Origin of the sequence: Stenotrophomonas sp. GbtcB23, assembly GCF_019091045.1 — a bacterium.
Lineage (GTDB): Bacteria > Pseudomonadota > Gammaproteobacteria > Xanthomonadales > Xanthomonadaceae > Stenotrophomonas > Stenotrophomonas rhizophila_A.
Genome location: NZ_JAGXKC010000485.1, coordinates 1 through 257, shown reverse-complemented (window position 1 = coordinate 257; position 257 = coordinate 1). Strand labels below are relative to the sequence as shown.

Annotated in this window: 1 protein-coding gene; it reads left to right on the top strand. The window is 65.4% G+C overall.

Going from position 1 to position 257, the window contains the following annotated elements:
- Window positions 1–43: 43 nt before the first annotated feature.
- A partial coding sequence (locus tag KVS69_RS19855; RefSeq protein ID WP_217539830.1) for a fimbria/pilus periplasmic chaperone occupies window positions 44–257 on the top strand: 214 nt, incomplete at its 3' end.

Sequence of the window (257 nt, the reverse complement as noted above, 5' to 3'; positions counted from 1 at the left end):
CGGCCTCGAAGTGCCCTTCGCACTACCCCCGGCGGTGAGACGCGTGGACCCGAACGGGCCGCAGAGCGTGCGGATCGTTGCCCTCGCCCACGACCTGCCGCGCGACCGCGAGACCATCTTCTATGTACACGTCATCGGCATTCCGGCCAGGCCCGCCGATGCCAGCCTCAACTATGTCCAGGTGGCGATGCGCAATGTCATCAAGCTCTTCTACCGCCCCTCGGAGCTGACCGGTGATGGCAACAAGGCACATGCAG